This window comes from Microtetraspora fusca (assembly GCF_001570365.1).
Classification (GTDB): domain Bacteria; phylum Actinomycetota; class Actinomycetes; order Streptosporangiales; family Streptosporangiaceae; genus Microtetraspora; species Microtetraspora fusca.
The window spans coordinates 16,324-40,666 of the sequence record NZ_BBYK01000067.1 but is presented as its reverse complement, the minus strand read 5'-3'; the positions used below and the strand labels follow the sequence as shown (position 1 = coordinate 40,666).

The window sequence follows — 24,343 nt, the reverse complement described above, 5'->3', positions numbered from 1 at the left end:
GAGACGACCTCCTGCCTTCTGTCAGCCATACACTGTATGGAAAGCTACCATACAGCGTATGGCAGTGAGTGCGCGGAGGGGTGCGCCCCTCTCACCCGAGGAGATCCACGCTGAGGCGCTGCGCCTCATCGACGAGCAGGGGGTCGAGGCGCTGAGCATGCGGAAGCTCGCCGCGGCGCTGAACGTCAACCCGATGTCGCTCTACCACCACGTGCCGAACAAGGAGGCGCTCCTCGACGGCGTGCGAACCCTGGTTCTCTCCGAGATCAAGCCGGCCGACGACGACGGGTCCTCCTGGCAGGAGCAGATCAGGGGCCTCGGCGCCGGGCTGCGCGCCCTGGCCCACCGGCACCCCTCGCTCTACCCGTACCTGTGCGCCCACCCCCAGCTCATGCGCCAGGACGGGGTGTCGGACGTGCTGTGCCGGGTGCTGGCCGCGGCCGGCGTGCCCGAGGATCGGATGGCGGCGGTGCGCAACGCCCTCTTCGCGTTCACCGCCGGATTCCTGCTCGCGGAGATCAACGGCATGTTCCCCGGGCGCGACGACGCCGCCTTCGAGGAGGCCGTCACGCTCATCGTCAACGGCCTGTCCGCGTACGGGAGGGATGGCTCCGGCGGGACCGCGCATGCCGAGGTGTCACCCGGGTAGCGGACCCGCGTGACACGGACGGACAGCGACAAAGACGTGGTGGGCGTGCTCCTCGACCGCTACGGCCGCACCTACGCGGAGGAGGCCGGCATCCGGCTCGCCGACAAGCCGAGCCCGCTGTACCAGCTGCTGGTCCTCGCCACCCTGCTCAGCGCCCGCATCTCGTCCGAGATCGCGGTCGCCGCCGCGCGGGAGCTGTTCGCCGCCGGATGCCGCACGCCCCGGTCCATGCGGGAGGCGAGCTGGCAGGACCGGGTGGACGCGCTCGGCCGGGGCCACTACCGGCGCTACGACGAGCGCACGTCCACGATGCTCGGCGAGGAGGCCGACCTGCTGATCGACCGGTGGGCGGGCGACCTGCGCCGGCTGCGCGAGGAGTCCGGCGGCGACACGCGGCGGATCAGATCGCTGCTCACCGCGTTCCCCGGGATCGGGCCGACGGGCGCCGACATCTTCCTGCGCGAGGTCCAGGTGGTGTGGCCGCAGGTCGCGCCCTATCTGGACGATCGCGTCCTCGACGCCGCCGGCCGGGTCGGCCTGCCCCGGCAGAGCGGCCCGCTGACCAAGCTGGCCGGATCGGCCCGCGATCTCGCCCGGCTTTCCGCCGCGCTGATCCGGGTCTCCCACCGCAAGGGAACGGCCGACGAGGTGAAGGCCGCCGCGCGCTCGTCCCGATGACGTCTCGGCTGACGTTTCGGATGACGTCTCGGTGACCGTCCCGCTCAGCCGACCAGGCCGCCCAGCCGTCCCTCCAGGGTGACCAGCAGCTCCCCGAGCGCGGCGGCCAGCCTGTCCCGGCGCTCCGGGTCGAGACCCGCCAGCAGCGCGGCCTCCAGCGCGAGCTGCTCGGGCAGGAGCCGGTCGATCAGCTCGCGGCCCCGCTCGGTGAGCGACAGATGGACCACCCGGCGGTCCCGCCCGTCCACCCGGCGCGCCACCAGTCCCTCGCGCTCCAGGACCCTGACCCGCTTGGTGACGGCGGCCCCGGACGCGAACGTCTCCCTGGCCAGCCGGCTCGGCGTCAGCTCGCCGCCGACCCGGCGCAGCGCCGCGAGGACGTCGAACTCCGGCCGGGTGAGACCCTCCTCGCCCAGCAGCGCGTCCGAGGCCTGGCGCAGCAGCGCCGAGCAGCGGTTCAGCCGCCCGATCACGGCCATCGGCCCGAGATCGAGATCGGGGCGCACCCCCTGCCACTGCCGTACCACCCCGGCGACGACGTCCTCCATACGGACTCCCTTCCTTGGTCGGGCGGCTGTCAGGCGGCCCGCGCGACGGGCAGCCGCGCGGCCAGCTCGGCGAGCAGGTGATGTCCCTCACGTTCGGCCAGGGCGACCTCCTGCTCGGGGAGCGCCCGCTGCCACCACTCGCCGGAGGCGACCTCGACGGCCTCGCGGAGCTGGACCAGGGCCTCGGCGAGCTCGCGCCGCACCCGCGCCGCCTCAGGCGCGCTCGGGGCCGCGCCGTACGGCTCCCGCTCCGCGACGAGGTCGTGCGCGTCCTCCTGGGCCCGGGCCGCCCGCCGCAGCGCGCGGTCGACCCGGCCGCCCGCCCGCCGGTTCGTCACCAGGAGGCAGCTCAGGACGCCGAGCACCGCGCCGACGCAGGTGTCCAGCCAGCGGTCGGCGACGAGCACCGACGCCGGCTGCCGCACCGCGAACTCCGTCATCAGCAGGGCCATCGGGGTCAGGAAGACGTTGCCCGCCCAGTAGTTGCGGGTCATCGCCGCCTCCGTCAGGAACTGGCAGACGAGGACCGTCGCGATCAGCGCGAGCGGGCCGAGCCGCGAGACCGGCAGGATCGCGGTGAACAGCACGAGCCCGGCCAGGCTGCCGAGCACGCGCTGCAGCGCCCGCTGCCAGCTCAGCGACGTGTTCGCCTGGAAGACCGCCGCGGCGGTGACGACCGCCCAGTACGGATGGCCGACCCCGGCCGCCATCGAGGCCCAGCCCGCCAGGGCGCAGCCCACCGCGACCCGCGCCCCGATGGGGAGCAGCGGCGACCCCGGCCGCAGCGCGGACAGCAGCGAGCGCAGTCCGCCTCCCGCTCCCGCGGCGGGAAACCGGGACACGGCGCAGGCACCGGGCTCCGGTGGAACGGCGGGCAGCGGGCCGCCGCGGCGCAGCGCGCGGGCCCATTCGCGCAGCCGCGCGGCCTCGTCCGGATCGGCCCGCCCGCCCGCGAGCGCGGCCTCCGCGTGCTCCACCAGCCGCTCCAGCGCCGCCCGTGACCGGAGCCCTGCGGCCGATCTCGGCCGCAGCAGTGCGAGTGTGTGCCAGGCCGCGTTCACGGCCGCCGCCGTGTCATGCCGGGCGGCGCCGCGCGCGGGCCCCTCCTCGGGCGTCCCCGAGCGCAGCCGGGCGGCCGACTCCAGGGCGCGGGCGACGGCGATCCGCTCCGGGCCGTGGGGACGCGGCAGCGCCGGGGCCAGGCAGACCAGCAGCGCCACCACGCCCGCGCCGAGGCCGACGGCCAGGTGCCCGGGGACGTCGCCCAGGCGCTGTGGAAGGAAGGCGCAGGTCGCGGCCACGAACGTGAGGACGACGTTGCCGGGAGGGCCGATGCGGGCCGCGTCGCAGAGCACGCGGTGGACGGCGGCGATCAGCGCGGCGACGGCCACCCGGATGAGCGTCGAGTCGGTGAGGGAGGCGGTCACCAGCGCCACGCCGGTGCCCGCGAGCATCCCCGCGACCACCCAGGGCAGCGTCCGGAGCCGCGCGGCGTACGGCAGGCCGTGGCAGTACAGCGCGCACAGCGAGCCGGCGGAGGCGTAGATGGCTAGGTCGAGGCGGCCGAGGAGGAGCAGGACCAGGCTGGGGACGGCGGTAGCGATCACGACGCTGAGCGCGGGCTTGTGCCAGATGTCGCCGAACGGCCGCAGCCGCAGCACGCCCTTCAGCGGAAGCGGGCGGACGAGGCCCCTCAGCCTCGCCCGCGCCGGAACGTCCCAATATGTCCCCATATATGTCAGTTTAACATCTAATTTACTTGGAAAATATCTCGCTGGTCCAGAATGTCGATGACCTTGCCGCCCTTGCCCGCCCCCTCGGAGGACAGCGCATGCGGGAACACGACCTCTCCGGCGGCGCGGAGGTGCTGGCGCGGACCGACCTGGTCGCCCGCCGGGCGCTGCGCCACCACGCCCTGTCGCCGGAGGCGTCCGCGACGCTGATCAACGTCTCGGAGAACGCGACGTACCTGGTGGACGACCCGACCACCGGCCGGCGCTCGATCCTGCGCGTGCACCGCCTCGGCTACCACTCCGAACGGGCGATCGCGTCCGAGCTGGACTGGCTGGAGGCGCTGCGCGAGGAGGCGGGCGTACGCACCCCCCGGGTGATCCGCTCCGCCGCCGGCGCCCGGATCCTCGCGATCGACGGACCGGGCGGCGAGCGGCGCCACTGCGTGATGTTCGAGCACCTGCCCGGGAGCGAGCCGTCCGAGGACCGTCTGGTCGAGGACTTCGAACGGCTCGGCGCGCTCACCGCGCGCATGCACCGGCACGCGCGCGGCTGGCGGCGACCCCCCGGCTTCCACCGCTTCCACTGGGACTACGACGCCGCGCTCGGCGCCGAATCCCGCTGGGGACGCTGGCAGGACGGCGTCGCGGTCCACGGCGAAGCCGCCGCCGTCCTGGGGCGGCTGGACGCCGAGCTGCGGCGGCGGCTCGCCGCCTTCGGGCGGGGGAACGACCGCTACGGCCTGATCCACGCCGACCTGCGGCTCGCCAACCTCCTCGTCGAGGGGGCCCGCACACCGCACGTCATCGACTTCGACGACTGCGGGTTCGGCTGGTACCTCTACGACCTCGGCGCGGCGCTCAGCTTCATCGAGCACCACCCCCGGGTGCCCGAGATGATCGACTCCTGGTTGCGAGGATATCGCGCCGTCCTCCCCCTGGGGAAGGAGGAGGAGCGCGAGATCTGGACCTTCATCCTGTTCCGGCGGCTGCTGCTGGTGGCCTGGATCGGCACCCACTCGGCCGTCGACATCGCCCGCGAGCTCGGCGCCGGATACACCGAGGGGAGCTGCGAGCTGGCCGAGCGCTATCTCGCCGGCTCCCTCTGACCCGTTCCCGCCGGCCGGAGCCGGTCAGGGCACGAGGACGACCTTGCCCGTCGTGGCCCGGCTCTCCAGCGCGGCGTGCGCGGCGGCGGCGTCCTTGAGCGCGAACGCCTGCGTCAGCGGGACCAGCGCGCCGCCCGCCGCCGCGGCCAGCGCCCGCTCCTCCAGGCCGCGCAGGCCCCCGGGCCGGTTCAGCACCCGAGGGCCGACCGCGACCGTCGCGGTCAGTCCCCGCTCGTACAGGTCCCCGGTGGTGATCTCGGTCGGCCCGTCCGCGGCGTCGGCCCAGCCGAACAGGACCAGCCGGCCGCCGACGCCCAGCAGCTCCAGCACGCCGCGCCCCAGCGCGCCGCCGACACCGTCCAGCCCCACCGTCGCCGGGCGGTCGCCGAGCGCGTCGCGCACCGCCCGCGGCCAGTCCGGCTCGGTGTAGTCCACGGCGTGCGCGGCGCCCAGCGCGCGGACCCGCGCGACCTTCTCCGGGCCGCCCGCCAGCCCGACGACGGTGGCCCCGGCGGCGAGCGCCGCCTGCACGAGCAGGTTGCCGACACCGCCCGCCGCGGCGGTCACCAGCGCGACGTCGTCGGCGGTGAAGGCGGCCACGTCCAGGATGCCCATGGTGGTGCGACCGGTCCCGATCATCGCGACCGCCGCCTCGTACCCCAGGCCGTCCGGGATCTCGTGGACCGCCCCGGCGTCGCGTACGGCCAGCTCGGCGTAGCCGCCGGGCACCATGCCCAGGTGGGTGACGACGCGCCGGCCCAGCCAGGCGGGGTCGGTCCCCTCGCCGACGGCGTCGACCACCCCGGCGACCTCGCGTCCGGGGATCGTGGGCAGCTCCGGGACGGGGATGGGGCCGCCGCCGTAGTTCCCGGCACGGAGCACGGTGTCGACCAGGTGCACCCCGGCCGCCCGTACGGCGATCCGCACCTGGCCGGCGGCCGGTGCGGGGTCCGCGACCTCCTCGTAGCGGAGGTTCTCCGCGGGGCCGAAGGCGTGCAGGAGGATGGCGCGCATGGGTGTCTCCCGATTCGTCCGATGTTTCGCGGGCCGAGCGGCCCATGCCATCCGTTGTAGATCCGCGCCGCCCACGTCCGCCATCGGACGTAGGGCCTAGGCCGAGAGACCGGCGGGAGACGGGAGACTAGTGCTCGTACACGTGACGGGGCGGACCGGCCCCGTCTCCGAGCACCCAGGGAGCCGGCACAGATGAGTCCACGACGGCGTGACGACAAGGGCACCGCGAACGCGCGGGCGGGCAGGCGCACGGAGCTGCTCGCCACCGCGGCCGAGGTGTTCGCCTCGCGAGGGTATGCCGCCACCACCGTCAGGGAGATCGCGGACGCGGCGGGCATCCTCGGAGGCAGCCTCTACTACCACTTCGACTCCAAGGAGTCGATCGTCGACGAGATCCTCTCCACGTTCCTCGACGACCTGTGGGCCCGCTACGACGAGGTGCTCGCCGCGGGGATGGGGGCGCGCGAGACGATGGAGCGCCTCGTCGTGGAGTCGTTCCGTGCGATCGACCGGCACCGGGCCGCCGTGGTGATCTACCAGAACGAGTCGCGGCACCTGTCGGAGGGGGAGCGCTTCGCCTACCTGGGCGAGTCCTGGGACCGGTTCGAGCGCATGTGGGGCGAGCTGCTCGACCGGGGGATCAAGGAGCACGAGTTCCGGCCGGACCTGGACGTGCCGCTGGTGCACCGGTTCCTGCGCGACACGGTATGGGTGGCGGCGAGCTGGTACCGCCCCGGCGGCCGGCTGCCCGCCGACGAGATCGCCCGGCGCTACCTCAGCATGGTCCTGGAGGGCATCCAGGCGCCCAAGGAGTGACGGGCGGGTCCTCGGTATCCAGGTCGTCCCCTTCGCGCGCGTACGCGTCCATGAGGGCGGCCAGGGCGTCGCGGAACCCTTGGGCCTGCTCGGGGGTGAGCGGGTCGAACAGGCGGCGGCGCACCTCCTCGACGTGGCCGGGCGCGGCCGCCTCCAGGACCGTGAACCCCTCGCCGGTCAGCTCGGCCATGGTCGTGCGCCGGTCGCGCTCGTGCTTGACCCGGCGTACCCAGCCCTTCTCCTCCAGGCGGGCCATGGCGTGGGAGAGCCGGCTGGCGGAGAACCCGGTGACGCGGGCGAGCCTGGTCATCGTCAGCGTCCGGTCCGACGCCTCCGACAGCATGGCGAGGATCATGTAGTACGCGTGCGGCATGCCCGAGTCGCGCTGGAGCTGCCGCTCCAGGGCCTCATGGAGCAGCCGTGTGCCGGCCAGGTAGGCCCGCCAGATCCGCTGCTCCTCGTCGCTCAGCCATCGCGTCCCGGACATGACCCCAGCCTAGCGATGATTGAACATTCAAACGTGCGGGAGATGCGGATAGTCTGGGAAGACCGTTATGTGCTGATCGATGACCGTTTGACGCAGGAGGATCCGCGTGGCCAGCTCTATCGCCTACGTCGCGACCGACGCCGCCCCCCGGTACGCCAAGCAGCTCGCCTCGCATCTGGGGCGCAAGATCCAGGCCGAGGAGCTGCCCGACGGCGGCTACCGGCTGACCTTTCCCGGGCGCGGCGAGGGCCTGCTGACCCCGGAGGCCGACCGCCTCGTCATGCGCGCCACCGCCGAGGACGAGGAGTCCCTGGGCGCCGTTCAGGACGTGCTCGGCCGTCACCTCGAACGGTTCGGCCAGCGCAACGAGCTCACCGTCACCTGGGAGTGACTCCGCCCCCGCTGGGGCCCGGAACGCGCGACGCCCCCGGAGGGAAATCCCTCCGGGGGCGTTGCCCTTGGTCGGTCTGTCCGTCGTCCTACCCGACGTGTGCCTTACGCGCTCTTGCGCCGCTGCGCCCGCAGGATCGCCAGGCGCTCGTTGAGCACCTCTTCGAGGTCCTCGATCGTGCGCCGCTCCAGCAGCATGTCCCAGTGGGTCCTGGGCGGCTTCGCCTTCTTCTGCTGGGGCTGCTCGGCGTCCACCCGGAGAGCGGTGGCCCCGCAGTGGCGGCACTCCCAGCTCGCCGGAATCTCGGCTTCGGCGGCAAGCGGCACGGTGGTGCGATGGCCCTTGGGGCAGGTGTAGGACACCTCCTGGCGCGGAGCCAGATCGGTGTTGCGGTCGTTCTCGTAGCTGGTCGCGCCGAGCCGGGTACCGCGAAGTGCACGCTCGCCCATTCTTAATGCCTCCTGAGGTCCCCGCCTGAGAGGGGTCGGTCTCCACCGCGTTCAACGCTTGATACCGTGTGGGGATTCCCACAGGAAGCCCGATCCAACCGCCCTTCGCGCCCTGCGATCGCTCAGATGCGCTCCGGCACCTCGTTGCCCGCCTCCCGGATGGCCCGCGGGATGTTGACCGCGACCAGCAGTCCGAAGCCGATCACGAAGAAGACGACCAGCGAGACGATCGCGATCCGGTAGCTGTTGGAGAACTGCAGGGCCAGGGTGATCGTCAGCGATCCGAGGAACGCCGACCCCTTGTCGCTGATCTGCAGCAGGCTGAAGTACTCCGCCTCCTTGCCGCTCGGGATCACCTGCGAGAACAGCGATCGCGACAGCGCCTGCGTGCCGCCGAGGACGATGGCGATGGCGAAGCCCAAGACGTAGAACTGCGTCGCCGCGCCCTCCTCCAGGAAGACCGCCACGACCACGATCGCCGTCCAGACGACCAGGCTCGCGAGGATGGTGCGCTTGGTGCCGTACCGGGCGGCGAGGGCGCCGAGCAGGAGCGCGCCGCCGAACGCCACGAACTGCACCATCAGGACCGCGCTGATCTGCACGTCCTTGCTCAGCTTCAACGCCTCCGACGCGTACGCCGCCGAGTTCCCGATCACCGTCTGGACGCCGTCGTTGTAGACGAGGTAGGCGACCAGGAACAGCAGCGTGCGCGGATAGCGGCGCAGCTCCGCGATGGTCCGCCCGAGCTGGCGGAAGCTGCCTCCCACGGACCGCAGCGCCGTCGTCTCATGGGCGGGGACCGGCCGGTTGCGCAGGGCGAGCAGCGGAACGACCGTGAAGATCGCCCACCACATCCCGGCCGACATCATGCTGATCCGCACCGCCATGCCCTCGCTGACGCCGAGGCCGTCGCGGCCGAGGTAGAGGACGAGGTTGAGCGCGAGCAGCAGGCCGCCGCCGAGGTAGCCGATCGCCCATCCGCGCGAGGAGACGCGGTCCCGCTCGTCCGGCGTGGAGATCTGCGGCAAGAACGAGTCGTAGACCACGACCGACGCGCCGTAGGACAGGTTCGCCACGGTGAAGAGCACGCCGCCGAGCAGGTAGCGGTCGCCCTCCACGAAGTACAGGCCCATGGTCGCCAGGGCCCCGACGTACGCGAAGCCGCCGAGCAGCTCCTTCTTACGGCCGGTGTGGTCGGCGAGCGCGCCCACCACGGGCAGGGCGACGATCTGCACCAGCACCGACACCGTCATGACGAGCCCGAAGTAGGCGGCCGGCCGGATGTCCAGGCCCAGGACGTCGACGAAGCCCAGCCCGCCGGTCGCCAGCCGGTCGAAGTCGGCCACGCAGGCGTCCACCGGCATCCCGGGGAAGTCCCTGCCGCACGCCGCCGCCTTGGCGACCGGGATCAGGTACGGCCCGAGGAAGACCGAGATGATCGTGGTGTAGAAGACCGAGTTGGCCCAGTCGTAGAAGTACCAGCCGCGTTGTTCCCGAAGGCGTGCCTTCGGGGTCTCGTCGATGACCTGGGGGGCGGTCACACGTCCTCCTCGCCGGGCGCCCGCCGTGGGGCGGGGTGTCGGGTGCGGGTGTCAGGTGCGGGGATGCCACTGGCCGCGCGCCTTGAGGACGTCGCGCAGGCCGGTGATGTTGTCGGTCATGATCCCGTCGACGCCGAGGTCGAGCAGCCGGCGCATCACCACCGGGTCGTCCACCGTCCAGACGTGCACCTGCATGCCGAGCGCGTGCGCGGTGCGGACGAAGGAGCGGGTGGTGACGCGCAGCCCGCGCACGCCGATCGGCACCTGGGCGCAGGGCACCCCGGCGCGGGCGAGGGAGGCGAGCAGCCGGCCGTACCCCGATCCCATGGCGGCGGCGCGCAGCGCGGCCACTCCGCGCGGCCCGAGCGAGGAGCACACCGGCACGCCGACGGCGCGGCGGGCCTGGGCCAGGCGCAGGTCGGAGAACGAGGTAAGGCAGACCCGGTCGTAGGCGTTGGTCCGGCGCAGCACGCGGGCCAGCGGCAGGATGGACGTGCTCTCCTTCACGTCGATGTTGAACCGGACGTCCGGCCAGGCGCTGAGGAGGTCCTCAAGCAGCGGGATCTCCTCCGTGCCGCCGATGCGGGCCTTGCGCACCTCGCGGTAGGGGAGCTGGGAGATCCGGCCCTTGCGGTCGGTGACCCGGTCCAGCGTGTGGTCGTGGAAGGCGAGCAGCACGCCGTCGGCCGTCGCGTGCGCGTCGGTCTCCAGGTACGTGTACCCGATCTCGACCGCCCGCGCGAAGGCGGACATGGTGTTCTCCCGCCCCTCGGCCGCCCCGCCCCGGTGGGCGAAGGCGAGCGGCCCGGGGTGGTCGAGAAAGGCGAAGCGACGCCGGGTCATTCGTTGGTCACCGCTCCTCGGATCAGCTCCAGTATGACCAGGAGTATGCCGGTTGGAGGCCCAGCCCGTCAGCCAGCCCTCCGTGAACATCCGCCCATCACGGGTGAACGGCCGTCGATCAGGAGTGAACGGCCGTCGCCGTCCACTCCTGCCGCCGCGCCTCGGCGACCGCGATGGCCGCCGCCACCGACACGTTGAGCGAGCCCACCCGGCCCACCTGCGGGATGTAGACGACCGCGTCGGACGCCTCCAGCAGCGCGGGGGAGCAGCCGTGGTCCTCGCTGCCGACGACCAGGCAGACGTCCCCGCCGAGGCTCGCCTCGTGCAGCGGCGCGGCGTCCCCGGTCAGCTCGACCGCGACGACGCGGTACCCCTCCTCCTTCGCCGCGCGTACGGCCTCGACGGCGGGAACCGGCTCGTGCCACTCGACCAGCCGGTCGGTGCCCAGCGCGGTCTTCTGCGCCTTGGGGTTCGTCGGCGGGGTCGCGTTCCCGGCCAGCCAGATCGTCTCCACGCCGAACGCGGCGGCCGTGCGGAACACGGACCCGACGTTGAACGGTCCGGTGACCGATTCGAGGATCAGCGCGAGGCGGGACCCGGTCGCGCGGCGCCAGGTGCGGTTGAGCCGCTTGACGTCGGTCGGACGGAGCTGCCTGCGCGGGTTCGGGGTGCTCATCGCGCTTCCACCTTGAGGATTCGGTAGGCGGACCGGCTGGCGGCCCGGGTGGTGGGCCAGCCCTGCTCGTTCAGCCAGTTCTGCAGGGAGTCGGAGCCGAGGTGCTTCTGGACGACCAGGTAGGCGACGCCGTCGGGGGTGAGCCGGTCCAGCCAGCGGGTCAGCATCTCGTGCAGCGCCTGCTTGCCGATGCGGATGGCGGGGTTGGACCAGATCGCCCGGAAGCGTACGTCGGCGGGCACCTCGTCGATGTGAACCGACCTTACTTTGTCAAGGCCGGCGGCCTCGGCGTTGCGCGCGCACAGCTCCACCGAGCGGCGGTTCACGTCCACCGCCCACACGGTCGCGCCCGGCGCCCGCGAGGCCATGGTCAGTGCGATCGGGCCGTAGCCGCAGCCCAGGTCGAGCAGGTCGCCCTCGGCGGGCGGTGGTGGCACGCTCTCCAGCAGGACGCGGGTGCCCGCGTCGATCCGGTCGGGGGAGAACACCCCGCGGTCGGTCTCCAGCCGCAGATGCAGGTCGGGGAGGAGCAGGGTGACCGTGCCCGGCCGGCTGGCCGTCCGCGGCCGCTCCTCGAAGTAATGTGCCACGTGCAGAGACGTTACCAACGGGTCAGGGGAGCCGTGCGCCCAGCAGCATGGCCGTCCCGGCCGCCACCGCGCCCAGCAGCAGCGCGACCAGGATGAACCGCTGGGTGATCTCCTGGTTCACGATCTTGTACCCGAGCGAGGTGCCGATCTGGGCGTAGACGTCGCGCAGCTCGCTGCCCGACTGCGCCTCGTACGCCCGACCGCCGGTGCCGTCGGCGAGCGACTGCAGGGTGGCCTTGTTCACCGGGACCTGCACCGGCCGGTTGTCGATGGTGACGGTTCCCGTCGGCGTGCCGTACGCGATGGTGGACACGGGGATCTTGACGGACACGGCGGCCTGGATCGCCTCGTTCACCGAGCGGCCCGAGGTGTTGTCGCCGTCGGACAGCAGCACGATCGCCGAGGGCGGCGGATCGGTCACCGCCCGCTGGTCGAACGACCTGATCGCGTCGAGCGAGTCGAACACGGCCTCGCCGATCGCGGTGCCGGGCCGGGTGGTCAGGTTGGAGATCGCAGTGATCACGGCGGTGTGGTCGGCGGTCGGGGAGATGACCACGGACGCCGACCGCGCGAACGCCACCACGCCCACGTTGAAGCGCTCGGGCAGATCGGCGACGAACTGCTGGGCCGCGTGCCTGGCCGCGGCCAGCCGGTTCGGCGGGACGTCCGTGGCCTCCATCGACAGCGAGATGTCCACCGCGATCATGATGGTGGCCCGGTCCCGCGGCACACGCACGCTCCCCGCCGGGCGGGCGGCGGCCAGGACCATGACGCTCATCATCACCAGGAAGACCGCCGCGGGAACATGCCGCCGCCAGGCCGGCCGGTCCGGGGCGACCACCGACAGCAGCCGCAGGTTCGTGAACCGGACGGCGTACCTGCGGCGGGCGAACTGCAGCGCGACGTACCCGCCGACCAGGAGTGCGACCGGGACGAACAGCCACAGCCAGCCCGCGGAAAGGAAGATCATCAGCGCCCTCCTGTCTGACGGCGCCGGGCCAGGTGCGCGGTGCGGCGCTGCCGGAGCACGAACTGGACGATGTCGGCCACCCAGTCCCGGTCGGTGCGCAGCACCAGGTGCGCCGCGCCGGCGCGGCGCAGCGCGGCCCGGGTCGCCTCGCGCTGCATGCCCGCCGCGGCGGCGTACCGCTCGCGGACCCGGCGCGACAGGTGTACCTCGCGGGTCCGGCCGGTCTCCGGATCGCGGAACGCCACCAGGCCCACGTCGGGCAGCTCCAGCTCGCGCGGGTCGATCACCTCGACGGCCAGCACCTGGTGCCGGGAGGCGAGACGGCGCATCGGCCGCTCCCAGGAGTCCGGATCGTCCAGGAAGTCGGAGACGACCACCCGCAGCCCCCGCTTGTGGTGGGCCGTGGCCAGCGCCTCCACCGCGGCGCCCAGGTCCACCGCCCCCGCCCCGCGCGGCGCGTCCGCCAGCCGGCGCAGCAGCGCGTACAGGGCGGGCCGCCCGCCGCGCGCCGGATGGCGGCGGACCTCCGCCCCGTTCAGGATGTACGCGCCGAACCGGTCGCCGACCCGGCCGGCCAGAAACCCGATCGCGCCGACCGCCGAGACGACCAGGTCGCGTTTCTCCATGTCGGCGGTGCCGAAGTCCATGCTCGCCGACAGGTCCACCACGGCCCACGTCTCCAGTTCGCGGTCGGCGATCAGGTCCCGCACGTGCGGGGTGGTGGTGCGCGCGGTGACCGCCCAGTCCATGCGGCGGACGTCGTCCTCGCCCGGGACGTAGACACGGGTGTCGCCCAGCTCGCTGCCCGGCCCCGGGACCAGCCCCTGGTGGTTGCCGTGCAGCAGGCCGTCCAGCCGCCGGACCACGGTGAGCTCCAGGCGTCGCAGGGCGAGATCCGGCGACGCGGCGCTCATGAGCCGATCACCTGGCGCCCTGGTTCCACACCACGACCGGCGGGGGGACGGTCGCCAGGATGCGCCGCACCACGTCCTCGGCGTCCACGTCGTCGGCGAGGGCGTCGAAGGTGAGCATCAGCCGGTGCGCCATCACGTCGATCGCCACGTCCCGCACGTCGTCGGGCAGCAGGTAGTCGCGCCCCCGCAGCAGCGCCAGCGCCCGCCCCGCCGCCATCAGGCCCAGCGTGGCGCGCGGGCTGACGCCGACCTCGATCGTCTCCTCCAGCTCGCGCAGGCCGTACTCGGAGGGGGAGCGGGTGGCCATCACCAGCCGCACCACGTAGTCGGCGACCAGATGGTGGACGGAGACCTGCTCCGCCGCCTCCTGCAGCCGGGTCAGCCGGTCGGGGTCGAGCACCGGCCGGGCCGCCGGCGGCCGCACGCTCATCCGCTGCAGGATCTCCAGCTCCTCACGCGCGCTCGGATGCGCCACCCGCACCTTGAACAGGAACCGGTCCCGCTGCACCTCCGGCAGCGGATAGACCCCCTCGGACTCGATCGGGTTCTGCGTCGCCAGCACCACGAACGGCCGGGGCAGCGGATGCGTCCGGCCCGCCAGGGTGACCTGCCGCTCGGCCATCACCTCCAGCAGGGCCGACTGCACCTTCGCCGGGGCGCGGTTGATCTCGTCGGCGAGCAGGAAGTTCACGAAGACCGGGCCGAGCTCCACGTCGAACCGCTCGCTGCCCGGATGGTAGACGCGGGTGCCCACGATGTCGCTCGGCACCAGGTCGGGGGTGAACTGGATCCGCGCGAACGTGCCGCCCACCACCGTGGCCAGCGTCGAGGCCGCCAGCGTCTTGGCGACCCCGGGGACGCCCTCGAGCAGGCAGTGGCCCCGGGCCAGCAGCGCGACCAGCAGCCGCTCGACCATGTGGTCCTGCCCGACGATCACGCGCCTCACCCCGGCGAGGGTCTCCCGCAACGCCCCGGCGTCGTCGTCCCCCGCCCGATCCCGATCCGGTCCACTGCGCTCATCCGCGACGGTCATGCGCGTTATTCAATCGTGACTTGGCGGGAGAATCCATGCCCACACAGTGCCCGGCGTCGGCGGCCGGAACCGTCCGGTGTGTTTTCATGAGCTGGATGGCCACACCTTTGCAGTACGGCGACCCGCCCCACCTGGGGCCCTTCGTGCTGCAGGCCCGCCTGATGACCGGCCCGGCCGGCCTCGTCTACCTCGGGCAGGGCCCCGACGGCCGCGTCGTCTCCGTCGCCCTCCTCACCCGGGGCGCCGCCCTCGACCCGGCGGCCAGGGACCGGTTCGTCACCGCCGCCCGGGAGGCCGAACGGCGCGGAAGGCGGCGCGGGTCGCGCGCGGCCCCGACGGTCCTCGCCATGGACGGCGGGCCGGCTCCCTGGGTGGCCGTGCCGTACGCGCCGGGCGGGGCGGGGGCGGAGCGTTTCCTCGAACCGGTCATGGTGTCGGGGATGCTGCTCGGCGACCGCAACGGGCCCGACTTCGTGCCGTACTGGCTGGGCGACCGCGACCCGGCGCTGCCCGCGCCCGCGCCGCCCGCGCCGCCGCCGGTCATGACCGGGCGCACGGTGGGCCTGGCCGCGGCGCTGCTGGGCACCCTCGTCACGCTGATGATCGTGATGGCATGGCTGCTGTTGTTCCGGATGGAGAGCGACCCCCCGCCGATCCGCCCGCTGCCCCCGCCGGTCGTCGTCCCCACGCCGCCGCCGACCCCGGCCTCGCCGCGTCCCGGGGAGCAGTCGCCGACGCCGTCGCAGGGAGGCACGGAACGCCGGACCACCCTCCCGGGCCAGGACGACGACATCGGCGGGGACATCTAGCGGCCCGTCGCGCCCGATCAGCTGGGGGAGACGAAGCCCGACTCGTACGCGGAGATCACCGCCTGGGTCCGGTCCCGGGCGTCGAGCTTGGCCAGCACGTTCCGCACGTGCGTCTTGACCGTCTCCGCCCCGACCACCAGCTCGGCCGCGATCTCGCCGTTGGACAGGCCGCGCGCCATCAGGCGCAGCACGTCCGCCTCGCGCGCGGTGAGCCGGCCGATCCCCGGCACCGTGCGGCGGGCGCCGCGCGCGGCGGTCAGCGACCTGATCGCGGCCGGGAAGAGCAGCGAGTCGCCCGACGCCACCAGCCGGATCGCGTGCACCAGTTCCTCCGGCCGGGCGCGCTTGAGCAGGAAACCGCTCGCCCCCGCCCGCAGCGCCTCGTAGACGTAGTCGTCGTTCTCGAAGGTCGTGACGACCAGCACCTTGGGCGGCGCCTGCCCGGCCAGGATCCTGCGGGTCGCCTGGATCCCGTCCACGGCCGGCATCCGCACGTCCATCAGCACCAGGTCCGGCCGCGTCTCGCGGACGACCGACACCGCCTCGGCCCCGTCCGATGCCTCGCCCACGACGCTGAGGCCGGGCTCGGAATCGATGATGATTCGCAGGCCCGTACGGATCAGGTCCTCGTCGTCGACGATCACCACGCTCAACGTCATGGCCCAACCCTAGAACGCTGCCAACCGTTGGTTTGCATGCCGTCCGGCTGATGTGTCAACGACCAGGCCCAACGACTGAAATGGCCCCGAGCGGTGCTGGAACACGTTAACAAGGGTGTGGTCAGCTGGGCGCCGCCGTCGACACAGGCATCCCTATGTCGACATCACGCGATGGACCGGCCGGCCCCCGCGCGGTCACGGTGGCGACCCTTGCCTGTCCGACGTCAGCGGCAGGGTGAACTGCTCCGCCCCGGCCCGCGTACCTGGCGGGCCGGGGAACTGCGTGCCGTGCGGGTGCTCACGTGATGCTCATGAGCCCAGGCGGCGCACCGAGGGGCCCGTCAGGAGACTTGCTCCGTTCCGCCGCTCTCCGCGGCGCGTTCGATCGCCGCGAGTACCCGGTGGTGGCGCGCGGCGGCGTGGAAGTCGGGGTACGCGGGGCGCCCCTCAGCGAGCGCACGTGCGATCTCCTGGTAGAGCGCCGCTACGTTGGCGACCGGTCCGGCCGCCGGGTCGAAGGGGACGGTGCGGTACGCGTCGGGGATGGTCACCCGTTCGCCGTCGGACCTGATGTCCCAGTCGGTCCAGTGCATGTAGACGCCCGGTCTGGGCTGCGTGGCGGTCAGCGTCCCCTCGGAGCCCACGAGCTTCACGAAGAACCCGTCGGGGCTCCCGCTGCCTCCGTGCACCGCGATCGAGGCGGTGGCGCCGCTGTCGAGGAGCCCATGGAGCAGTACCTGGCTGGGCATCCGGTTGACGACCGTCTTCCCGGTCCCTGCAACGGCGACCCGGTCGTGCAGGCGGGGAAGTCTTGCCGTTACCTCCACCAGTCGGCCTGCCATCTGCTCCAGCATCGGCAGGAAATGGCCCGCCATGATCGTCAGCACTGATGTGCCGCCCGCGGGTTCAGTGCTCCATGCGAGTTCGGCGGGGAGGCTGGCGCCGCCCAGCGGACTGCCGGAGGCCACCAGGATCGCCGACTCCAGGCGGCCGATCCTCCCGTCGGCGATCAGGTCCGTGACGAACCGCATGTCCGGCGAGTGGTGGCCCTGCAGGCACACGGCGTGCACCACCCCGGCGGCCGAGGCGAGATCGGCCAGCTCGGCCGCCTCGGTGGGGTCCACGGTCAACGGCCACTCGGACAGCACGTGCTTGCCCGCCTCCAGGGCGGCCCTGATCACTTTGGCGTGCTCGGGAGCCTTCACCGACACCACGACGAGTTCCACATGGTCATGGGCGATGAGCATGCCCGGATCGGCGAACGCCAGCGGCACGCCGTACTCCGCCGCCACCCGGTCCGCGCTCTCCTGACGGGTCGTCGCGACCGCGGTCACCTCGTACTCCGACAGCGCCGTCAGAGCGGGCAGATGCGAAGCCCTGGCCCACCCGCTGGCTCCTACCACTCCGGTTCTGATCACGTCACCGACCTCCTAGTTATGTACCGATCGGTATGAAAATAACGCAGGCCGGATGCGGAATCAAGAGGTAACGTACCGATAGGTATAAAACTCTGAGGAGGAACGGCATGCCGGGAGGACGCCCCCGCGCCTTCGATCCCGACGTCGCGCTCGACCGCGCCCTTGAGCTGTTCTGGCGGCAGGGCTACGAGGGCACCTCACTGTCGGACCTGACCGCGGCGATGGGCATCAACAAGCCGAGCCTCTATGCGGCGTTCGGCACCAAAGAGCAACTGTTCGCCAAGGCCCTCGACCGCTACGTCAGCGGTCCGGGGGCGTTCGCGCGCGAGGCTCTGGCGGCGGCCACCGTACGGGAGGTTGTCGAGCGCCTGATCCACGGGGCGGTCGAGCTGACCACCGGACCGCGCACGCCCCCTGGCTGCCTGAATGTGAATACCGTCCACGCGTGCGGCGCCGACGCCGCCCCCGTCCGCGAGCTGGCCCTGGCCTGCCGCATGGCCGGGGAGGTGGCCCTTCGGCGGCGCCTTGAGCAAGCTCTCGACCTGCCCCCCGGCCAGGACCCGGCCACTCTGGCCCGGCTCGTCCACACCATCACCGACGGCATTGCGGTCCAGGCGGCCGCGGGCCGTACCCGCAAGGAGATCCGCGAGGTCGCCGACCTGGCCCTACGGGCCCTCCTGCCGGCCTGACCCGGCCTTCAGCGTCGCCCAGGCACCGGTCAGTACCTTCGAGCCGGGCGGCGTGTCACGGCGCTGCGCCGGTGCCCACGGCCTCGCCGAGCTTCACGCCGAGCAGGTGCGCGGCCTGGCGGAGGCGTACGACATCGACCGGGCCGCCCGTCGCCGGCGTCGCCGCCGCTCTCCCTTCCGCCAGCTCACACTCGCCTGATCTGTTCTCCTGTGGTCGTGATCGCGCGGCTCCTGAGTGGGCTCGAATAGACGACGCTGGTGGTGACGGATCCCAGCCCGGCGATCCGGCCGGTGGTCAGTTCCAGGTGGCGCATCGAGCGGGCGACGACCTTCAGGGCGAAGCAGTCTCCCCCGGTCACGTGGTGGGCCTCGAGGATCTCAGGAGTCGTGTCGACCAGATCGTGGAACGGTTTGTAGCCGGTCATCACCTACTGCTGGGGTCCGGGCTGTGACGGCGTGACCCGCGCGGCGCTCGCCCTGGCCACGCTCGGGTACCGGGTCAAGGAGATGATCGGCGGCATCGAGTACCGGATCCGCGAGGGTTTCCCGATCGAGGGCGTGACCGGTGTCTCGCGGCGCGCGGCCGACCCGCTGACCGCGCCGGTGGGCTCCCTCACCTGCGCATGCTGAACGACGTCGGACCGGCGGTTGAGAAGCACGTTATCCAGGGCGGGACGGGCACAGCCTTCACCCGCCTGTTGGGCGTCATCGCCCTGGCGGGCGTGGCCGTCCTGGTCTACCTGATCGTGGTGATTGCGGCCGCCCGTAAAGCGTCGGTTCTCGGTGCGACCGGCGGTCGCTGAGTGCTCTGGGCGCTGCTGGTCATGGGTGGGGGAACCGTTGGGTGGGCCCTGGGGTGGGCAGCGACCGACGTCGCCATGCTCGGAGTAAGCCGCAACCCACTGTTGACGTTCCTTCTTGAAGGGATCCCGTTCGCTCTGGTGGCCGCGATGTTCCTGCGCGGCTGGCAGTTCAGCACCGCCGCGCTCGGGCTGAGCCTGGTGCTGACCGGCGCCGGCGTGGTCGTACTGCGCCACGAGTCACCGGACGAACTGGAGGTGCGGCTGGCCGCCAACGGCGTTCACAGGGAGACCACCTACGTGGTCGCCATCCCCGGCTACCTGCCCACCGGCAAGCGCGACTACGGCAACGGGCCGGGCGGCCAAAGCTTCCACCCCAAGAACCCGGACGCGGTCCCGCCTGACCGGTACATCATGATCAACGCGTACGACCAGGTCATGCCAGGCGAGCAGATGTGCAGGCAGCCGACCGCCCTGGACTCGCGCCTGACGTGGGGCTCCTGCACGGGCGAGGCGGACGGTCTGGTCTACCGGAACGACCAGATCGAGCACGGCGTAACCTCGTCGACCGCCTCCGCCAATGGCTGCGCACGTTCTAGATCCGCGAACATGATCATCGAAGGAGTACAAAACGGGCCGTGATCCAGGCAGGCCGGACATCCGGCCTGGCCTTACGTTCCTGAGAAGCTCTAACACAATGATCAGCGGACGAGGCGTCGCCGGCAGATGATGGCGGTGGCAAGGGTCATGAAGGCTTCAGGCATGTCGTCGCGGCCTGGTCAGCTCCGCACCAGGGCCCCGGACTCCATCGCGACCCAGATCGCGCCGTCGGGCCCGACCGTGAGCCCGTGGGGTTCGGCGCCCTCCAGCGGATACTCCTCGATCTTGCCCTCGGTGGTGATGCGGCCCAGCTTGCCGATGCCCCACTCGGTGAACCAGAGGGCGCCGTCCCGGCCGGTCACGATGGCGTGCGGCCTGGCGGCTCGATCAGGCAGCGGGAACTCGCTGATCGCGCCGGAGGTGTCGATCCGGCCCACCTGGCCCGCGCCGATCTCCACGAACCACAGCGCCTCGTCCGGTCCGGCGCAGATGCCCACCGGAGCGGCGCCTGCCGTGGGCAGCGCGTACTGCGTCACCTCGCCGTCGACGGTTATGCGGCCGATCGCGTTGCCCTGGTTGAGCGTGAACCAGAGCGCGCCGTCAGGCCCCGCCGCGATCGCCGACGGCATCGCGCCTTCGGTGGGCAGCGGGTGGAGGGTGACCTCGCCCGCCGCGGTGATGCGGCCGATCCGATCACCCTGGAGCTGGGTGAACCACATGGCCCCGTCGGGGCCGGCGGCGATGCCATACGGCGAGGCCACCTCGAAGGCGGTGACTGTGCCGTCCAGGGTGATCCGCCCGATCCGGCCACCGACGAACTCGGTGAACCACAACGATGCGTCATGCCCCACGGTGATCACGGTGGGTTGGCCGTCGGCAGGATCGAGCTGGAAGATCGTGGGCTCCTCGCCCGGTACGACCCGCCCGATCTGTCCCTGATGGACGAGCGTGAACCACAGCGCGCCGTCGGGACCGGTGACGACGCCGTAAGGAGAACCATTGATCAACATACGTAGCCCCCTGAAAGTGAGATCTCCGTGCCGGTGAAACGGCGCCGCAGCGCCCGGTCGTGCGTGACCACCACGAGCGCGCCGCCGTAGCCGTCGAGCGCCTCTTCGAGCTCCTCGACCAGGGTGAGCGAGAGGTGGTTGGTGGGCTCGTCGAGCAGCAGCAGATCGTGCTCGCCCGCCAGCAGCATGGCCAACGCCAGCCGCCGCCGCTGGCCCACCGACAGCGCGCCGACCTTGAGTCCGAGCGCCTCCGGAGGGAAGAGGCCGGTCGCCATCAGCGCCGCCGCGTCTCCGCCGTAGGTCTCGATGACCGTCTTGTCTGGATCGAACGTCACCTCCTGCGGGAGGTAACCGGCCCGCGCGCCGGCCTCGGCCGCGATCGCGGCGAGCAGCGTCGACTTGCCCGCGCCGTTGGGTCCGTGGATCAGCAGCCGGTCGCCCGCCGCGATCCGCAGCTGGTCGAGCTGCACGAGCGTGCCCGTACGCGCACCGGCGGGCGCGAACGTCCCGCGGAAGCGCAGCCGCCTGGGCGGGCGCGGGACCGGGCTCTCCTCCAGACGGCGCAGGCGCTCCTGGGCCTGCCGTACCCGCGAGGCCACCGAGCTCTGCACGCGCCCGGCGTTGCGGTCATAGGCCATCTTGTTGTTGTCCTTCATGGCCCGGCCGACGGCGACGCGGTGCGCGGTGGTCGCGGCGAACTCCTTGACCTGCCGGATCTCGTCCTGCCAGTCGGCGTAGGCCTGCTCCCAGCGCAGCCTGGCCGCCGCCTTCTCGGCCAGGAACCCGCTGTAGCCGCCCCCGAACCTGGTGATCGTGCCGCCCTCGACCTCGAGGATCGCCGTCGCCACCCGGTCCAGGAAGATCCGGTCGTGCGAGACGGTCACCACCGTGCCCTTGTGCTCGCGCAGCCGATCCTCCAGCCAGGTCATCGCCGCCTCGTCGAGGTGGTTGGTCGGCTCGTCGAGCAGCAGGATCTCCGGCGAGGCCGCCAGCACGCAGGCCAGACCCAGCCGTGCCTGCTCGCCGCCGGACAGGCTCGACAGCACGCGCGAGCGCTCGATCTGAGCCAGGCCCAGCCCGTGCAGCGCCTTGTCCACGCGGGCGTCGGCCTCGTATCCGCCCCTGGCCTCGAAGGCGGTGAGCAGCTCGCCGTACCTGACCATGTCCTGCGCCTCGGCGGCCTCCTGAACGCCGCGCTCGAGCGCACGCAGCTCGGCCAGGGCGGCGTCGATCGCCTGTTGGACGGTGTGGTCGCCCGGCAGGTCGAGGGTCTGGCTCAGGTAGCCGACACCACCGGCCGCCGACACCGTCACCTCGCCGTCGTCCGGTATCTCCACCTCGGCGATCATCCGGAGCAGCGTGGACTTGCCGGAACCGTTCTCGCCCACGATCCCCGCGCGCTCGCCGGGGCGGACGTTGAAGGTGATCTGGTCGAGGACTCGGCGCTCGCCGTAAGACTTCGAGACTCCCTTGAGGGAGAGCTGAGTGGTCAGGAAAGAGCTCCAATCGCAACTTTAGTAGCGTTAAGCTAGCATTGTCATGAGGCTTAACGCAACTGGAGTAGATTTTGGAGCAGCGTCCCGGTGGTCGCAGCGCGCGGGTGCGCGACGCCGTACGGCAGGCGACCCTCGCCGAGCTGGCCGAACACGGCTACAGCGGACTGACGGTGGAGAATGTGGCGATCCGCTCAGGCGTCCACAAGACGACCGTGTACCGCCGTTGGGGAAGCGTGGAGGGACTGATCGCGGACGCGCTGGAGCTCGCGCGGGAGGAGCCGTGGCCGATACCCGACACCGGCTCCTTCCGGGGTGATCTGAGGGCGATCGTCCGGCTGGTGCAGGGCGGGTTCGCCGATCCCGTCGCCGGGCCGATCTCCGCCGCGTTCGTGGCGGCGGCCGTGCAGAACGGCGACGCCGCGCGATCCCTGCACGACTTCTTCATGGCCCGCCACGAGCAGGCGGCCGAAGTGGTGCGGCGAGCCGTCGAGCGGGGAGAACTGCCGGCGGACACGGACGGCGCCGACGTGATCAGGATGGCCGTCGCCCCGATCTACTACCGGCTGTTCGTCACCCACGAGCCGGTCACCGAACGCGACGCGGTACGCGCGGCCGACGCCGCTGCCGCCGCCGCCCGCGCGGGCGTCATCCACGGTGACCCTGCGGGGCGGGCGGCTGATCAGTAAGGGGGAGGCCCCTCGACGTGCCGCACCGGCTGGGCGCGCCTCTCAACGTGGTGGCCGGCGCGTGCGCGCGAAGCCGAGCAGGTTCCGGAGGGCCGCCGTGCCGGCCCTCGCGGACCATCAGGACCTCGGGTCCAGCGTCCTCGTCAGTCTGGCCAGTGCCCCGGTGATCTGCTCCGGAGTGAGGCCGAGCACCGTGCGCTGGTAGCCGTACACCTCGGGGGCCAGGGGGGCGAGCAGGACGTCGACCAGCGCGTCCGGCTCGGGCGTGCCCGCGGCGGCCAGGAGCGCGCGCACGTGTGCGCGCCAGAAGCCGTACGCGCCCGTCTCGAAGCGGGAGCGGCCCACCTCCGAGCCGAGCACCAGGTGGGAGTGGCCCTCAAGCAGGCGCACCATGGCGGAGTAGAAGGCGGCCAGCCGCTCGGCGGGTGGCGCTCCCGGGCCCAGGGGAGGCTCGCCGCGCAGCAGGCGTTCTTGCAGGTCACGCTCGTGCTCATCGAGCAGCGCCACGGCGATCGACGCCCGGTCGGGGTAGCGGCGGTAGAGCGTGCCCCGGCCCACCCCGGCCATCTTGGCGATGTCGTCCATCGTCACGTCCTGCGGCGCCCGCTCCGCGAACAGCTGTGCGGCCGCCTCGAGGATCCGTGCCCGGTTGCGCGCGGCGTCGGCTCTCTCCATACGTCCCATTGTATCTGGACGCACTGTCCGGTTATATTCAACTGGACAGTGTGTCCACATATCTGTGGCGAGGAGAGATCATGCTGCTGCACCTGGACGCCAGCGCCCGCCGGGCGTCGTTCTCGCGGAGGCTGTCGGGCGTGTACGCCGCGACCTGGCGGGCCGCCCACCCACAGGCCGGCTACGTCTACCGCGACCTGGCCACGCAACCCGTGCCGCACATCGGCGAGGCGTGGACCGAGCTGTGCGACCACATCCTGGAGCACGAGATCACCGACATCTCGCGCTATCGGGAGGCGGTCCGCACCCCTGCCCAGCGCCAGGCCTGGGCCGTCGTGGAGCCGTTGCTCCAGGAGGTGGTCGCGGCCGAGGTGATTCTCATCGGCACGCCGATGTACAACTACTCGATCCCCTCGTCGCTGAAGGCCTGGCTCGACCAGATCACCTTTCCCAAGATGTCGCTCGACGGGCGCTCGTTCGTGGTGACGAGCGCCCGCGGCGGCGCGTACGGCCCCGGCACGGCCCGCGAGCCGTACGACCACCAGGAGCGCTACCTGCGCGACTTCTTCAAGGGGCACTTCAGGGTCGAGGACGTGACGTTCATCCACGCGGAGTTGGTCAACGCACGCCTCGACCCGGCGCTGGCGCACCTGCGTGACCGGCACGAGGAGTCACTGGCCGCGGCGCTCAAGGAGGCAGCCGGATGAAGTGGCTGATCCTGCTGCTGGCCGGGCTCGTCGAGGTGGCGTGGTCACAGAGCATCAAGCCGACGCACAACTTCACCCGGCCGCTGCCCACGCTGATCTGCCTGGTCCTGATGGCGGCCGCCGTCTGGCTGCTGTCCCAGGCGATGAACGCGCTGCCGGTCGGCACCGCCTACGCCGTCTTCACCGGCATCGGTGCCGTCGGCGCGATCACCCTGGGCATCGTCGTCAACGACGATCCCGTGTCGGTGGGCAGGGTGGCGGCGCTCGCCCTGATCGTCGGCGGGATCGTGCTGGCCCGGGTCACCACCTGAGCCCGGCAGTCCTGTCCGGCGCCCCCGGCCTCGACGCCGTATGGA

The 24,343-nt window shown here is 72.1% G+C and carries 32 protein-coding genes; 14 read left to right on the top strand and 18 right to left on the bottom strand.

Going from position 1 to position 24,343, the window contains the following annotated elements:
* The first annotated feature begins 58 nt into the window (after window positions 1–58).
* Together AWQ68_RS31880 and AWQ68_RS31875 are read left to right on the top strand one after the other, a co-directional pair.
* Window positions 59–649, top strand: coding sequence for a TetR/AcrR family transcriptional regulator (locus tag AWQ68_RS31880; RefSeq protein WP_066947650.1), 591 nt, complete (start codon window positions 59–61; stop codon window positions 647–649).
* A gap of 9 nt (window positions 650–658) precedes the next feature.
* A complete protein-coding gene (locus AWQ68_RS31875; protein ID WP_245656294.1) occupies window positions 659–1,327 on the top strand; it encodes an endonuclease in 669 nt (222 codons plus the stop codon).
* A gap of 44 nt (window positions 1,328–1,371) precedes the next feature.
* Here the strand turns inward: AWQ68_RS31875 and AWQ68_RS31870 are convergent, their stop codons facing one another.
* Complete coding sequence (locus tag AWQ68_RS31870; protein WP_066947647.1) at window positions 1,372–1,875, bottom strand: MarR family winged helix-turn-helix transcriptional regulator; 504 nt, start codon at window positions 1,873–1,875, stop codon at window positions 1,372–1,374.
* Between the two features lie 29 nt (window positions 1,876–1,904).
* A complete protein-coding gene (locus tag AWQ68_RS31865; RefSeq protein WP_066947644.1) occupies window positions 1,905–3,608 on the bottom strand; it encodes an FUSC family protein in 1,704 nt (567 codons plus the stop codon).
* Between the two features lie 98 nt (window positions 3,609–3,706).
* Between AWQ68_RS31865 and AWQ68_RS31860 the strand changes: the two genes are divergently transcribed.
* Window positions 3,707–4,714 carry a phosphotransferase enzyme family protein gene (locus AWQ68_RS31860; protein ID WP_066947641.1) on the top strand — a complete coding sequence of 336 codons (1,008 nt, stop codon included), beginning with the start codon at window positions 3,707–3,709 and terminating at the stop codon, window positions 4,712–4,714.
* A 24-nt stretch (window positions 4,715–4,738) separates the two neighbouring features.
* Here AWQ68_RS31860 and AWQ68_RS31855 read toward each other — a convergent pair whose 3' ends face one another.
* A complete protein-coding gene (locus tag AWQ68_RS31855) occupies window positions 4,739–5,728 on the bottom strand; it encodes a zinc-binding dehydrogenase (RefSeq protein WP_066947638.1) in 990 nt (329 codons plus the stop codon).
* A 192-nt stretch (window positions 5,729–5,920) separates the two neighbouring features.
* On the opposite strand from AWQ68_RS31855, the gene AWQ68_RS31850 reads away from it, so the two are divergent.
* Entirely contained in the window at window positions 5,921–6,544 is a 624-nt protein-coding gene (locus tag AWQ68_RS31850; RefSeq protein ID WP_066947635.1) for a TetR/AcrR family transcriptional regulator, read from the top strand.
* Here AWQ68_RS31850 and AWQ68_RS31845 read toward each other — a convergent pair.
* Window positions 6,504–7,031: a MarR family winged helix-turn-helix transcriptional regulator gene (locus AWQ68_RS31845; protein ID WP_066947632.1), complete on the bottom strand. Its 528-nt coding sequence runs from the start codon at window positions 7,029–7,031 to the stop codon at window positions 6,504–6,506. The genes AWQ68_RS31850 and AWQ68_RS31845 overlap by 41 nt on opposite strands.
* A gap of 106 nt (window positions 7,032–7,137) precedes the next feature.
* Here AWQ68_RS31845 and AWQ68_RS31840 point away from each other — a divergent pair, with 106 nt between their 5' ends.
* Window positions 7,138–7,422: a DUF2218 domain-containing protein gene (locus tag AWQ68_RS31840; RefSeq protein ID WP_066947629.1), complete on the top strand. Its 285-nt coding sequence runs from the start codon at window positions 7,138–7,140 to the stop codon at window positions 7,420–7,422.
* A 104-nt stretch (window positions 7,423–7,526) separates the two neighbouring features.
* On the opposite strand, the gene AWQ68_RS31835 is transcribed toward AWQ68_RS31840, so the two are convergent.
* The 8 genes from AWQ68_RS31835 to AWQ68_RS31800 form a co-directional block, all read right to left on the bottom strand.
* A complete protein-coding gene (locus AWQ68_RS31835) occupies window positions 7,527–7,871 on the bottom strand; it encodes an RNA polymerase-binding protein RbpA (RefSeq protein WP_066947626.1) in 345 nt (114 codons plus the stop codon).
* Window positions 7,872–7,993: 122 nt separating this feature from the next.
* Window positions 7,994–9,412 (bottom strand): MFS transporter, encoded by a 1,419-nt coding sequence (locus AWQ68_RS31830; RefSeq protein WP_066947623.1) that lies wholly within the window; start codon window positions 9,410–9,412, stop codon window positions 7,994–7,996.
* A gap of 51 nt (window positions 9,413–9,463) precedes the next feature.
* Entirely contained in the window at window positions 9,464–10,255 is a 792-nt protein-coding gene (locus AWQ68_RS31825; protein ID WP_066947620.1) for a glycerophosphodiester phosphodiesterase family protein, read from the bottom strand.
* Between the two features lie 118 nt (window positions 10,256–10,373).
* Window positions 10,374–10,931 carry a TrmH family RNA methyltransferase gene (locus tag AWQ68_RS31820; RefSeq protein WP_066947619.1) on the bottom strand — a complete coding sequence of 186 codons (558 nt, stop codon included), beginning with the start codon at window positions 10,929–10,931 and terminating at the stop codon, window positions 10,374–10,376.
* Window positions 10,928–11,521, bottom strand: coding sequence for a class I SAM-dependent methyltransferase (locus AWQ68_RS31815; protein ID WP_066947616.1), 594 nt, complete (start codon window positions 11,519–11,521; stop codon window positions 10,928–10,930). The genes AWQ68_RS31820 and AWQ68_RS31815 overlap by 4 nt, the downstream gene beginning before the upstream one ends.
* A 22-nt stretch (window positions 11,522–11,543) precedes the next feature.
* The gene (locus AWQ68_RS31810) at window positions 11,544–12,491 is read right to left on the bottom strand and encodes a VWA domain-containing protein (protein WP_066947613.1); all 948 of its coding nucleotides are present in this window, start codon (window positions 12,489–12,491) and stop codon (window positions 11,544–11,546) included.
* Complete coding sequence (locus tag AWQ68_RS31805) at window positions 12,491–13,405, bottom strand: DUF58 domain-containing protein (protein ID WP_066947609.1); 915 nt, start codon at window positions 13,403–13,405, stop codon at window positions 12,491–12,493. The genes AWQ68_RS31810 and AWQ68_RS31805 overlap by 1 nt, the downstream gene beginning before the upstream one ends.
* Window positions 13,406–13,412: 7 nt before the next feature.
* Window positions 13,413–14,438: an AAA family ATPase gene (locus AWQ68_RS31800; RefSeq protein ID WP_066947607.1), complete on the bottom strand. Its 1,026-nt coding sequence runs from the start codon at window positions 14,436–14,438 to the stop codon at window positions 13,413–13,415.
* A 95-nt stretch (window positions 14,439–14,533) separates the two neighbouring features.
* On the opposite strand from AWQ68_RS31800, the gene AWQ68_RS31795 reads away from it, so the two are divergent.
* A complete protein-coding gene (locus AWQ68_RS31795) occupies window positions 14,534–15,247 on the top strand; it encodes a hypothetical protein (protein ID WP_245656292.1) in 714 nt (237 codons plus the stop codon).
* A gap of 17 nt (window positions 15,248–15,264) precedes the next feature.
* Here AWQ68_RS31795 and AWQ68_RS31790 read toward each other — a convergent pair whose 3' ends face one another.
* Together AWQ68_RS31790 and AWQ68_RS31785 are read right to left on the bottom strand one after the other, a co-directional pair.
* Complete coding sequence (locus AWQ68_RS31790; protein WP_066947601.1) at window positions 15,265–15,906, bottom strand: response regulator transcription factor; 642 nt, start codon at window positions 15,904–15,906, stop codon at window positions 15,265–15,267.
* Window positions 15,907–16,247: 341 nt separating this feature from the next.
* The gene (locus AWQ68_RS31785) at window positions 16,248–17,324 is read right to left on the bottom strand and encodes a Gfo/Idh/MocA family protein (RefSeq protein WP_084464615.1); all 1,077 of its coding nucleotides are present in this window, start codon (window positions 17,322–17,324) and stop codon (window positions 16,248–16,250) included.
* Window positions 17,325–17,431: 107 nt separating this feature from the next.
* Between AWQ68_RS31785 and AWQ68_RS31780 the strand changes: the two genes are divergently transcribed.
* Window positions 17,432–18,013 (top strand): TetR/AcrR family transcriptional regulator, encoded by a 582-nt coding sequence (locus AWQ68_RS31780; RefSeq protein WP_066947598.1) that lies wholly within the window; start codon window positions 17,432–17,434, stop codon window positions 18,011–18,013.
* Between the two features lie 52 nt (window positions 18,014–18,065).
* Window positions 18,066–18,212, top strand: coding sequence for a hypothetical protein (locus AWQ68_RS42965; RefSeq protein ID WP_157546005.1), 147 nt, complete (start codon window positions 18,066–18,068; stop codon window positions 18,210–18,212).
* Here the strand turns inward: AWQ68_RS42965 and AWQ68_RS31775 are convergent.
* A complete protein-coding gene (locus AWQ68_RS31775; RefSeq protein ID WP_084464614.1) occupies window positions 18,199–18,438 on the bottom strand; it encodes an Lrp/AsnC ligand binding domain-containing protein in 240 nt (79 codons plus the stop codon). The two genes, AWQ68_RS42965 and AWQ68_RS31775, sit on opposite strands and share 14 nt — an antisense overlap.
* A 31-nt stretch (window positions 18,439–18,469) precedes the next feature.
* On the opposite strand from AWQ68_RS31775, the gene AWQ68_RS31770 reads away from it, so the two are divergent.
* The 3 genes from AWQ68_RS31770 (at window position 18,470) to AWQ68_RS31760 (ending at window position 19,455) form a co-directional block, all read left to right on the top strand.
* Window positions 18,470–18,643 carry a rhodanese-like domain-containing protein gene (locus AWQ68_RS31770; RefSeq protein WP_218007118.1) on the top strand — a complete coding sequence of 58 codons (174 nt, stop codon included), beginning with the start codon at window positions 18,470–18,472 and terminating at the stop codon, window positions 18,641–18,643.
* Complete coding sequence (locus AWQ68_RS31765) at window positions 18,637–18,816, top strand: hypothetical protein (RefSeq protein WP_066947595.1); 180 nt, start codon at window positions 18,637–18,639, stop codon at window positions 18,814–18,816. The genes AWQ68_RS31770 and AWQ68_RS31765 overlap by 7 nt, the downstream gene beginning before the upstream one ends.
* 75 nt (window positions 18,817–18,891) lie before the next feature.
* Window positions 18,892–19,455, top strand: a complete 564-nt coding sequence (locus tag AWQ68_RS31760) for a hypothetical protein (protein WP_157546002.1) — start codon at window positions 18,892–18,894, stop codon at window positions 19,453–19,455.
* Between the two features lie 137 nt (window positions 19,456–19,592).
* Here the strand turns inward: AWQ68_RS31760 and AWQ68_RS31755 are convergent, their stop codons facing one another.
* Entirely contained in the window at window positions 19,593–20,423 is an 831-nt protein-coding gene (locus tag AWQ68_RS31755) for a Vgb family protein (protein ID WP_066947590.1), read from the bottom strand.
* Window positions 20,417–21,916: an ABC-F family ATP-binding cassette domain-containing protein gene (locus tag AWQ68_RS31750; protein ID WP_066947587.1), complete on the bottom strand. Its 1,500-nt coding sequence runs from the start codon at window positions 21,914–21,916 to the stop codon at window positions 20,417–20,419. Before AWQ68_RS31750 ends, AWQ68_RS31755 begins: the two co-directional genes overlap by 7 nt.
* Window positions 21,917–21,990: 74 nt before the next feature.
* On the opposite strand from AWQ68_RS31750, the gene AWQ68_RS31745 reads away from it, so the two are divergent.
* A complete protein-coding gene (locus tag AWQ68_RS31745; protein WP_245656289.1) occupies window positions 21,991–22,605 on the top strand; it encodes a TetR/AcrR family transcriptional regulator in 615 nt (204 codons plus the stop codon).
* Between the two features lie 117 nt (window positions 22,606–22,722).
* Here AWQ68_RS31745 and AWQ68_RS31740 read toward each other — a convergent pair whose 3' ends face one another.
* On the bottom strand, window positions 22,723–23,280 hold the full coding sequence (locus AWQ68_RS31740; protein WP_084464612.1) for a TetR/AcrR family transcriptional regulator: 558 nt from the start codon (window positions 23,278–23,280) through the stop codon (window positions 22,723–22,725).
* 50 nt (window positions 23,281–23,330) lie between these two features.
* On the opposite strand from AWQ68_RS31740, the gene AWQ68_RS31735 reads away from it, so the two are divergent.
* Both AWQ68_RS31735 and AWQ68_RS31730 read left to right on the top strand, forming a co-directional pair.
* A complete protein-coding gene (locus AWQ68_RS31735) occupies window positions 23,331–23,987 on the top strand; it encodes an FMN-dependent NADH-azoreductase (RefSeq protein WP_245656287.1) in 657 nt (218 codons plus the stop codon).
* The gene (locus AWQ68_RS31730; protein ID WP_066947576.1) at window positions 23,984–24,298 is read left to right on the top strand and encodes a DMT family transporter; all 315 of its coding nucleotides are present in this window, start codon (window positions 23,984–23,986) and stop codon (window positions 24,296–24,298) included. Before AWQ68_RS31735 ends, AWQ68_RS31730 begins: the two co-directional genes overlap by 4 nt.
* Window positions 24,299–24,343: the final 45 nt, after the last annotated feature.

Coding starts and splice junctions, on each gene's coding strand:
- AWQ68_RS31795 (WP_245656292.1), top strand. CDS start 14,534: ATGGCCACACCTTTGCAGTACGGCGACCCGCCCCACCTGGGGCCCTTC.
- AWQ68_RS31790 (WP_066947601.1), bottom strand. CDS start 15,906: ATGACGTTGAGCGTGGTGATCGTCGACGACGAGGACCTGATCCGTACG.
- AWQ68_RS31730 (WP_066947576.1), top strand. CDS start 23,984: ATGAAGTGGCTGATCCTGCTGCTGGCCGGGCTCGTCGAGGTGGCGTGG.
- AWQ68_RS31800 (WP_066947607.1), bottom strand. CDS start 14,438: ATGACCGTCGCGGATGAGCGCAGTGGACCGGATCGGGATCGGGCGGGG.
- AWQ68_RS31835 (WP_066947626.1), bottom strand. CDS start 7,871: ATGGGCGAGCGTGCACTTCGCGGTACCCGGCTCGGCGCGACCAGCTAC.
- AWQ68_RS31765 (WP_066947595.1), top strand. CDS start 18,637: ATGCTGAACGACGTCGGACCGGCGGTTGAGAAGCACGTTATCCAGGGC.
- AWQ68_RS31755 (WP_066947590.1), bottom strand. CDS start 20,423: ATGTTGATCAATGGTTCTCCTTACGGCGTCGTCACCGGTCCCGACGGC.
- AWQ68_RS31740 (WP_084464612.1), bottom strand. CDS start 23,280: ATGGAGAGAGCCGACGCCGCGCGCAACCGGGCACGGATCCTCGAGGCG.
- AWQ68_RS31825 (WP_066947620.1), bottom strand. CDS start 10,255: ATGACCCGGCGTCGCTTCGCCTTTCTCGACCACCCCGGGCCGCTCGCC.
- AWQ68_RS31880 (WP_066947650.1), top strand. CDS start 59: ATGGCAGTGAGTGCGCGGAGGGGTGCGCCCCTCTCACCCGAGGAGATC.
- AWQ68_RS31865 (WP_066947644.1), bottom strand. CDS start 3,608: ATGGGGACATATTGGGACGTTCCGGCGCGGGCGAGGCTGAGGGGCCTC.
- AWQ68_RS31860 (WP_066947641.1), top strand. CDS start 3,707: ATGCGGGAACACGACCTCTCCGGCGGCGCGGAGGTGCTGGCGCGGACC.
- AWQ68_RS31845 (WP_066947632.1), bottom strand. CDS start 7,031: ATGTCCGGGACGCGATGGCTGAGCGACGAGGAGCAGCGGATCTGGCGG.
- AWQ68_RS31780 (WP_066947598.1), top strand. CDS start 17,432: ATGCCGGGAGGACGCCCCCGCGCCTTCGATCCCGACGTCGCGCTCGAC.
- AWQ68_RS31810 (WP_066947613.1), bottom strand. CDS start 12,491: ATGATCTTCCTTTCCGCGGGCTGGCTGTGGCTGTTCGTCCCGGTCGCA.
- AWQ68_RS31805 (WP_066947609.1), bottom strand. CDS start 13,405: ATGAGCGCCGCGTCGCCGGATCTCGCCCTGCGACGCCTGGAGCTCACC.
- AWQ68_RS31850 (WP_066947635.1), top strand. CDS start 5,921: ATGAGTCCACGACGGCGTGACGACAAGGGCACCGCGAACGCGCGGGCG.
- AWQ68_RS31855 (WP_066947638.1), bottom strand. CDS start 5,728: ATGCGCGCCATCCTCCTGCACGCCTTCGGCCCCGCGGAGAACCTCCGC.
- AWQ68_RS31820 (WP_066947619.1), bottom strand. CDS start 10,931: ATGAGCACCCCGAACCCGCGCAGGCAGCTCCGTCCGACCGACGTCAAG.
- AWQ68_RS31775 (WP_084464614.1), bottom strand. CDS start 18,438: ATGACCGGCTACAAACCGTTCCACGATCTGGTCGACACGACTCCTGAG.
- AWQ68_RS31760 (WP_157546002.1), top strand. CDS start 18,892: ATGCTCGGAGTAAGCCGCAACCCACTGTTGACGTTCCTTCTTGAAGGG.
- AWQ68_RS31870 (WP_066947647.1), bottom strand. CDS start 1,875: ATGGAGGACGTCGTCGCCGGGGTGGTACGGCAGTGGCAGGGGGTGCGC.